General features: G+C 71.0%; 7 protein-coding genes. 2 read left to right on the top strand and 5 right to left on the bottom strand.

Translation table 11 applies throughout. From position 1 onward, the window contains the following. Nucleotides 1-22: 22 nt before the first annotated feature. From JM949_RS30735 to JM949_RS30745, 3 genes are all read right to left on the bottom strand, one after another. On the bottom strand, nucleotides 23-961 hold the full coding sequence (locus JM949_RS30735) for an acyl-ACP desaturase (RefSeq protein WP_203151607.1): 939 nt from the start codon (nucleotides 959-961) through the stop codon (nucleotides 23-25). A 71-nt stretch (nucleotides 962-1,032) separates the two neighbouring features. Further along, nucleotides 1,033-2,361: a histidine--tRNA ligase gene (hisS, locus tag JM949_RS30740; RefSeq protein WP_203151608.1), complete on the bottom strand. Its 1,329-nt coding sequence runs from the start codon at nucleotides 2,359-2,361 to the stop codon at nucleotides 1,033-1,035. A gap of 71 nt (nucleotides 2,362-2,432) precedes the next feature. Further along, a complete protein-coding gene (locus tag JM949_RS30745; RefSeq protein WP_203151609.1) occupies nucleotides 2,433-3,152 on the bottom strand; it encodes an MBL fold metallo-hydrolase in 720 nt (239 codons plus the stop codon). Between the two features lie 271 nt (nucleotides 3,153-3,423). On the opposite strand from JM949_RS30745, the gene JM949_RS30750 reads away from it, so the two are divergent. Both JM949_RS30750 and JM949_RS30755 read left to right on the top strand, forming a co-directional pair. Then, a complete protein-coding gene (locus JM949_RS30750; protein WP_203151610.1) occupies nucleotides 3,424-4,308 on the top strand; it encodes a peptidylprolyl isomerase in 885 nt (294 codons plus the stop codon). Between the two features lie 60 nt (nucleotides 4,309-4,368). Continuing rightward, nucleotides 4,369-5,205, top strand: a complete 837-nt coding sequence (locus JM949_RS30755) for a peptidylprolyl isomerase (RefSeq protein ID WP_203151611.1) — start codon at nucleotides 4,369-4,371, stop codon at nucleotides 5,203-5,205. Between the two features lie 70 nt (nucleotides 5,206-5,275). On the opposite strand, the gene JM949_RS30760 is transcribed toward JM949_RS30755, so the two are convergent. Together JM949_RS30760 and JM949_RS30765 are read right to left on the bottom strand one after the other, a co-directional pair. Beyond that, complete coding sequence (locus JM949_RS30760) at nucleotides 5,276-7,792, bottom strand: RelA/SpoT family protein (RefSeq protein ID WP_203151612.1); 2,517 nt, start codon at nucleotides 7,790-7,792, stop codon at nucleotides 5,276-5,278. Nucleotides 7,793-7,961: 169 nt separating this feature from the next. Further along, nucleotides 7,962-8,528 carry an adenine phosphoribosyltransferase gene (locus JM949_RS30765; RefSeq protein WP_203151613.1) on the bottom strand — a complete coding sequence of 189 codons (567 nt, stop codon included), beginning with the start codon at nucleotides 8,526-8,528 and terminating at the stop codon, nucleotides 7,962-7,964. Between the last annotated feature and the right edge of the window lie 110 nt (nucleotides 8,529-8,638).

Consider the following 8,638-nt stretch of genomic DNA (forward strand, 5'->3'; position numbering starts at 1 on the left):
GGAGGGTGGGTGGGGTGGGTAGTCAGCGGGCTAGGCGGGCGGCTCGGGCGTCGCGCTTCTCCTCGAAGCGGCTGGCGGCGCGGTCCAGGGTGTCCAGTTGGGCGGCGAGCTGCTCCTGCGCGGCCTGGCCGTCGGCGTCGAGGCCGGTCACGTTGAAGACGTCCCACTGGCGCAGCACCGGCTGAAGCACCTCGTCGCGGTGCTGACGCAGGTCGTAGATGCCGGCCAGGGCGATCGCCACCGACTTGCGGGCGAAGCCCTCGATGCCGTTGCCCGGCATCTGGAAGTCGGCCACCACGTCGGCGACGGCCCGCATGGCCTGGCTGGGGGCCAGCTCGAAGGCGGCCGCGAGCAGGTTGCGGTAGAAGACCATGTGCAGGTTCTCGTCGGCGGCGACCCGGGCCAGCAACGCCTCACAGGCGGGGTCTCCGGTGGCCTTGCCGGTGTTGCGGTGCGAGATCCGGGTGGCCAACTCCTGGAACGAGACGTACGCCAGGGAGTGCAGCACCTCGTCGCCGTGGGCGTTGGTGTAGCCCTCCGACATGTGCGTCATCCGGGCCCGCTCCAACGCCACCGGGTCGACCGCCCGGGTCACGGTCAGGTAGTCGCGGATCGCGACACCGTGCCGGCCCTCCTCGGCGGTCCAGCGGTGCACCCAGGTGCCCCACGCGCCGTCGCGCCCGAACAGGGTGGCGATCTCGTGGTGGTACGAGGGCAGGTTGTCCTCGGTCAGCAGGTTCACGATCAGCGCGGTGCGGGCCACGTCCGGGATCGTGGAGTCGGTCGGCGACCACGCCTCGCCACCGAGCGGCCCGTCGAAGGTCCGCCCCTCGCTCCACGGCACGTACTCGTGCGGGAACCACTCCTTGGCGAGCGAGAGGTGGCGGTCCAGGTTGCGTGCGACAACCGGCTCCAACTCGACGAGCAGCGCGGTCTGGCTCACTGTGGTGCTGACGGTCACGAGAAACTCCCTACGGTGGCGTAACTTACGCTACCGTAGGTCCCCGCGGCCGTCAGCGCCAGTGGAGACACTCAACCGACAGTGGGTTTGAGGTCTCCCAGCGGTGGCGTCCACTCCCCCGCACCGGCCGTGACCTGCTCACCGGAGCGGATGTCCTTCACCTCGTCCGACGCGCCGTCGGCCCCGGGGAACCACACGTACGGGATGCCGCGCCGCTCGGCGTAGCGGATCTGCTTGCCGAACTTCGCCGCGCTCGGCGACACCTCGGTCGGCACGCCACGCCGCCGCAGCGCCTCGGCCACCCGGTTGCTGGCCGTCCGCCGCTCCTCGCTGGTCACCGCGACGAGCACGGCGGTCGGCACCTCCCGCGAGACGGACAGCTCCCCGGTGCCGAAGAGCAGCCCGAGCAGCCGGGTCACCCCGATCGAGATGCCCACCCCCGGGTACGAGACAGCGCCGGCGCTGGCCAGGTTGTCGTACCGGCCGCCGGAGCAGATCGAACCGAACCGCTCGTAGCCGCGCAGCTGGGTCTCGTAGACGGTGCCCGTGTAGTAATCCAGGCCGCGGGCGATGCGCAGGTCCGCCACGCAGAGGCCGGGCGCGTGCTCGGCGGCGGTCTGCACCACCCGGACCAGCTCTTCGATGCCCTCGTCGAGCAGCGGGTCGCTCACCCCGAGCGCTCGGACGGCGTCGGCGAACGAGGCGTCCGGAGCGGAGATCTCGGCCAGGGCCAGGCAGGCCTTGGCCTGTGCCTCGCTGGCACCGGCGGTCTGCGCCAGCAGCTCGGCCACCTTCGCCGGGCCGATCTTGTCGAGCTTGTCCACGGCGCGCAGGGCGGCCTCCGGGTCGGTCAGCCCGATCCCCCGGTAGAAACCCTCGCAGATCTTGCGGTTGTTCACCTGGATGGTCACCGGCGGGATCGGCAGCGACCCCAGCGCGTCCCCGATGACCAGGGGCATCTCCGCCTCGTGGTGCGCGGCCAGGGTGTCCCGGTCGACGATGTCGATGTCGGCCTGGACGAACTCCCGGTACCGGCCCTCCTGCGGCCGCTCCCCCCGCCAGACCTTCTGGACCTGGTAGCGGCGGAACGGGAAGCTCAGCTTGCCGGCGTTCTCCAGCACGTACCGGGCGAACGGCACGGTCAGGTCGAAGTGCAGGCCGAGCTGGTCGTCCCCACCGGCACCCTCGGCGTCGGCCTGCAACCGCCGGATCACGTAGACCTCCTTCGAGGTCTCGCCCTTGCGCAGCAGCTGGTCCAGCGGCTCCACGGCGCGGGTCTCCAGCGGCGCGAAGCCGTACAGCTCGAAGGTGGCCCGGATCTTGTCGAGCACGAACTGCTCGATCATCCGTTGGCCGGGGGTCCACTCCGGGAAGCCGGAGATGGGCGTGGGCTTGCTCATCGGCGTACTCCTTGCGGTTCCGCGCCCGTGGCGCGGTGGTGTCATGGGTCCGCGCGCGACGCGGAAGAGGACTAGAGGCCCCGGGTGGGCGCCGCCGGTCGGCCGCCGCCGACCTGTGCCACCTCGATGAGGTACGGGTTGCTGGCGCGCTCACGGCCGATGGTGGTGCTGGGGCCGTGGCCCGGCAGCACGACGGTGTCGTCGGCCAGCGGGAGGATCTTGTCGCGCAGGCTGGCGAGCATGGCCGGCATGCTGCCGCCCGGCAGGTCGGTGCGGCCGATCGACCCGGCGAAGAGGACGTCGCCGGAGAGGCACAGCTCGTCCGCCTCCCAGCCGGACCCCGCCGCCGGCAGCCGGAACAGCACCGACCCGCCGGTATGGCCCGGGGCGTGGTCGACGGCGATCTCCAGACCGGCGAGGGTGAGGGTGGCGCCGTCGGTAAGCGTCGCCACGTCCGCCGGCTCGGTGTAGCTGAACCGACCGCCGAAGAGCGAGGTCAGATCGGCCGAGAGCCCCTTGGCCGGGTCGGCCAGCATCTCCCGGTCGCCGGAGTGCACGTAGGCGGTGATGCCGCGCGCGCCGCAGACCGGTGCGACCGAGAAGGTGTGGTCGAGGTGGCCGTGGGTGAGCAGCACGGCGGCCGGATGCAGGCGGTGCTCGGCGAGCAGCGCGTCGAGCTGGTCGAGCACCCCGATGCCGGGGTCGACCACCACGCACTGCTCCCCCGGCGCGGTGGCAACCACGTAGCAGTTGGTGCCGAAGGCGTCCGCGGGAAAGCCGGCCACGAGCACGGGCGCTGTCCTTTCCGTCGAGCAGCTGTCGTCCTGTCCAGCAGCCTAACCGGCGACCCCAGCGAGTCTGCGCCGTCCCGTCCCGCACGCCCCGTGCGGCACAGTGACAACGTCCGATAAGCGCTGCTCGAGACGGGGCGGACCTCGTACACCACATTCCCAGTCACTAGCCGTACACTCTGGCGGGCGTGTGGCGCGGCACACGTGACGCCCGGACGGGCCGGGGTGCCCGGCCGCCGGCGACGACCAGGTAGCGGAAAGGGGAGCACGGGTGGCTTCCAGCAGGGACCGGCAGCGCAAACTGGCGCGGGCCAAGCTCGACCGGCAGTTGGCTCGCCGGGCGGCCGCCACGCGGCGCCGCCGGCAGATCCAGGCCGGCGTCGGCGCCGCCCTGATCCTCGTGTTGGTAGTGGCCGGCTCGGCGTGGGCGCTCGGAGCGTTCGACTCCGACCCGAAGCAGAACTCCGCCGCGGCGGAGACCTGCCTCTGGACGCCGCAGGACGCGACGGCCAACACCAACCTCAAGGACGTCGGCACGCCGGCCACCAAGGACCTGCCCACCGACGGCACCCGGGCGATGACGGTGACCACCAACCAGGGCGGGCCGATCACCGCGGAGCTGAACCTGACCAACTCCCCGTGTGCGGCCGCGAGCATCGCCCACCTGGCGAGCCGGTCGTTCTACGACAACACCAAGTGCCACGAGATCACCGCCGAGGGCGCGCTGCACTGCGGCGACCCCAGCGGCACCGGCCTCGGCGGGCCGACCTACTCGTTCTACGACGAGGAGCTGCCGACCGTGCCGTCGGCCTCGCCGTCGGCCAGCCCGGCTCCCGGTCAACCGCCGACGTACCCGAAGGGCACGGTGGCGATGACCTCCAACCCGCCGGGCAGCAACGGCAGCCAGTTCCTGATCTTCTTCAAGGACTTCACCACCGCCGACCCGAAGTACCCGGTGATCGGCCGGGTGACCGGCGGGCTGGACGTGGTGGAGAAGATCGGCGCCCTGCCGACCGTGGACAATGGCAAGGGCGCCAAGGTCAAGCCCACCACCGACGTGACGATCCAGAGCCTGACGGTCGGTGAGCCGGTCACCGGTGCGGCGCCCGCACCGTCGGCCTCCGGCGCCCCGGCCAGCAGCCCGAGCGCCGGCTGACCGGGCGCCACCACCCACCCGAAGCGGCACTCAGCAACAGACAGCCAGGAGGATCCAGGCGTGACGTCCACCAGAGAGCGGCAGCGCGCGGCGGCCCGCGCCCGGCTCGAGAAGGAGATGGCCGAGCGCGCGGCCAAGGCCCGCAAGCGCCGGCAGACGACGGCGATCATCAGCGCGGGTGCCGCGCTGGTGCTCGTGGTCGCCGGCACCGTCTGGCTGGCGATGGCCCTCGGCGACGACGACAAACCCGACACCGGCACTCCGGCGGCCGGCGCGTCCGAGTGCGCGTACAACGCGCTCCCCACGGACCAGCGGCCCCCGCAGATCAAGGACGTCGGCGTTCCGAGCAACCAGCAGTCCAACACCGGCGTGCAGACCATGACGATCGACACCAACCTCGGCCCGATCACCGCCAAGGTCGACCGGTCGCTGGTGCCGTGCACGGCGGGCAGCTTCACCTACCTCGCCGAGAAGAACTTCTTCGACAACTCCAAGTGCCACCGGATGGTGACCGAGGGCATCAAGGTGTTGCAGTGCGGTGACCCCAGCGCCACCGGCAACGGTTGGCGTCCCACCGACGGCCAGGGTGGCCCGAGTTACCGACTGCCCGAGGAGAACCTGCCCACCGACAAGCGCCCGCCGTACCCGGAGGGTGTCATCGCGATGGCCAACTCCGGCCAGCCGGGCAGCACCGGCAGCCAGTTCTTCATCGTCTACGGCGACTCGCCGCTGGACCCGGCGTACACCGTGCTGGGCACCGTCACCGGCGGCCTGGACATCGTCAAGGACGTGGCCAAGGCCGGCGACGACGGGGCCTTCGCCCCGCAGCCCGGTGGCGGGCACCCGAAGAAGGAGGTCATCATCAAGGACCTCACGATGAGCAACCCGCAGGGCTGACACCCGCGCAGACGAGGAGCGCCCGCCGGCTGGAGCCGGCGGGCGCTCCTCGTTTCCGGAGCTGGCGGCGTCAGGCGCCGGAGGTGACCCGGTACGCGTCGAAGACGCCGTCGACCTTGCGGACCGTGGCCAGCAGGTGGCCCAGGTGCTTCGGGTCGGCCATCTCGAAGCTGAACCGGCTCACCGCCACCCGGTCGCGGGTGGTGGTGACGGTGGCGGAGAGGATGTTGACCCGCTCGTCGGAGAGCACCCGGGTGACGTCGGCCAGCAGCTTGTGCCGGTCCAGTGCCTCCACCTGGATGGCGACCAGGAACGTCGAGGCACTGGTGAGTTTCCAACTCACCTCGACCACCCGCTCGGCCTGTGCCCGCAGGTCCTCGGCGTTGGCGCAGTCGTCGCGGTGCACGCTGACCCCGCCGGAGCGGGTGACGAAACCGAACACCGAATCCGGCGGCACCGGGGTGCAGCAGCGGGCCAGCTTGATCCAGACGTCGCTGACGCCCCGGACCACCACGCCCGGGTCGCTGCTGCTCTGCCGGCTGCGCGGCGGCCGGGTGGCGACGGCGGTCTCGGCGATGTCCTCCGCCGCGCCCTCCTCGCCGCCGTACGCGGCCATCAGCTTCTGCACCACCGACTGCGCGGAGACCTGGCTGTCGCCGACCGCCGCGTACAGCGACGCCACGTCGGCCAGGTGCAGGTCGCGCGAGATCGACATCAGCGCGTCGGAGGTGAGCATCCGCTGCAACGGCATGCCCTGCTTGCGCATCGCCTTGACGATCGCGTCCTTGCCGGCCTCGATCGCCTCCTCGCGCCGCTCCTTGTTGAAGTACTGCCGGATCTTCGTCCGGGCCCGAGGGCTCTTGACGAAGCCGAGCCAGTCCTGGGTCGGGCCGGCCGTCTCGGACTTCGAGGTGAAGATCTCGATCACGTCGCCGTTGGACAGCGTCGACTCCAGCGGCACCAACTTGCCGTTGACCCGCGCCCCGATGCACTTGTGCCCGACCTCGGTGTGCACCGCGTACGCGAAGTCGACAGGCGTCGACCCGGTCGGCAGCGGGATGACGTCACCCTTCGGGGTGAAGACGTACACCTCCTGGCTGGACAGGTCGAAGCGCAGCGCGTCCAGGAACTCGCTCGGGTCGGCGGCCTCCCGCTGCCAGTCCAGCAACTGCCGCAGCCAGGTCATCTCGTCGATGTGCGCGGGCGGGCCGACGATCTGGGTGCCCTTGTGCTCCTTGTACTTCCAGTGCGCGGCGATGCCGAACTCCGCGGTGCGGTGCATCGCGTACGTGCGGATCTGCATCTCCACCGGCTTGCCGGTGGGCCCGATGACAGTCGTGTGCAGGGACTGGTACATGTTGAACTTGGGCATCGCGATGTAGTCCTTGAACCGGCCCGGCACCGGCTGCCAGTTGGCGTGGATCACGCCCAGCGCCGCGTAGCAGTCGCGAACCGTGTCGACCAGGATCCGCACGCCGACCAGGTCGTAGATGTCGTTGAAGTCGCGACCCCGCACGATCATCTTCTGGTAGATCGAGTAGAGGTGCTTCGGGCGTCCGGTGGTCTCCGCCTTGATCTTGGCGGCCTTCAGGTCGGTCTGCACCTTCTGGGTCACCTGCCGCAGCAGCGCCTCGCGCTGCGGCTGGTGCTCCCCGATCAGCCGGTTGATCTCCTCGTAGCGCTTGGGGAACAGCGTGCCGAAGGAGAGATCCTCCAGCTCCCACTTGATCGTGTTCATACCGAGCCGGTGCGCCAGCGGCGCCAGGATCTCCAGCGTCTCCTTGGCCTTCTGCTCCTGCTTGGGTCGGGGCAGGAAGGTCAGGGTGCGCATGTTGTGCAGCCGGTCGGCGAGCTTGATCACCAGGACCCGCGGGTCCTTCGCCATCGCCACGACCATCTTGCGGATCGTCTCGGCCTTGGCGGCGTCACCCAGCTTGACCTTGTCGAGCTTGGTGACCCCGTCGACCAGCAGGGCGACCTCGCCGCCGAAGTCGGCGCGCATCTGGTCGAGGGTGTACTCGGTGTCCTCGATGGTGTCGTGCAGCAGCGCGGCGACCAGCGTGGTGGTGTCCATCCCCAGGTTGCCGAGGATCGTCGCCACGGCAAGGGGGTGGGTGATGTAGGGGTCACCGGACTTGCGGTACTGCCCGGAGTGCCACCGCGCGGCCATGTCGAAGGCGCGCTGGAGCAGCCGGGCGTCGGCCTTGGGGTGGTTGTCCCGGTGGCTCGCGATGAGCGGCTCCAGCACCTCGCTGACCTGCGAGGTCTGCCAGGGCGCGTTGAACCGGGCCAACCGGGCCCGAACCCGCCGGCCGGTGGGCGCGTTGGACAACCCGAAACCAGTGCTCGGCGACGGGTCGACGCCGGCGTCGGTCGGGAACGACACCACGTCGGCGCCGGAGGACGCCTCCGCGCTCGGCGGGCCGCTGGTCGGACGCACCGCGCCCGCACCCGGAGCCCTGGTGGAGCCGTTGCCGGTGCCCGTCACCCGGGCCGGCGCGTCGCCTGTCCGGTCGGTCACCGAGCCGTCAGCGTCGCCTGTCGGGTGCACCGTGCCCTCCGCCGGAGGGACGACATCGTGGGACACCGGCCTCCTCACCGCTCGCCGGAAACACGCCGGCCGAAACATCGGCGGCCTGGTCTCGCGCCGCCGGACGGGTCCCGCCGACGTCAGCAAAGGGCAATGCTACCCGCACGGACGGTCCCCTGCCGCTCCGCCGGACGGTCGGCGCCGACTCCGACCGACGGGCCAGGCATCAAACAGTCAGCAGAGCATGGACGGGACGGGGCGCCAGTCGCTCGCGCCCGCCCAGGAAGCCGAGTTCCAGCAGCACGGTGAAGCCGGTGACCGTTCCACCGGCCCGCTCGACCAGGTCCAGTGTCGCCTCGGCGGTGCCCCCGGTGGCCAGCACGTCGTCGACCACCAGCACCCGGTGCCCGGCGGTGAAGGCGTCCTCGTGCACCTCGAGGGTGGCCTCGCCGTACTCCAGCGCGTAGGAGACCGAGTGCGCCGGACGGGGCAGCTTGCCGGCCTTGCGCACCGGCACCACGCCTACCCCGGCGGCGTACGCGATGGCCGCCGCGACGACGAAACCGCGCGCCTCGATGCCGACCACCACGTCGAAGGCGTCCCGCCCGTGGTACGCGATGATCTCGTCGATCACCTCGCGGAAGACCTTGGCGTCGGCAAAGAGCGGCATCAGGTCCTTGAACATGACACCGGGCTTGGGGAAGTCCGGCACGTCGAGCACCCGGCTGGCGACCAGTCGGGCGGCCTCCGGGCCGCTGTCCCCCCGCGCCGCGGTGCTGTGGGTCTCCGTCACGGCTGTTTCGCTTCCCTTCGACGACGAACGCGTCCGGCAACGCTGCTCGCACAGCATGCCGGACGCCGTTCGGGTGTTTCCTCCCGGGTCAGCGCCGCTTGGCGCCACCG

Source organism: Micromonospora tarensis, from assembly GCF_016803395.1.
GTDB lineage: Bacteria > Actinomycetota > Actinomycetes > Mycobacteriales > Micromonosporaceae > Micromonospora > Micromonospora tarensis.

What these genes read in the sequence shown, in the direction of transcription:
- hisS (WP_203151608.1), bottom strand. Translation starts at nt 2,361, where the DNA reads ATGAGCAAGCCCACGCCCATCTCCGGCTTCCCGGAGTGGACCCCCGGC.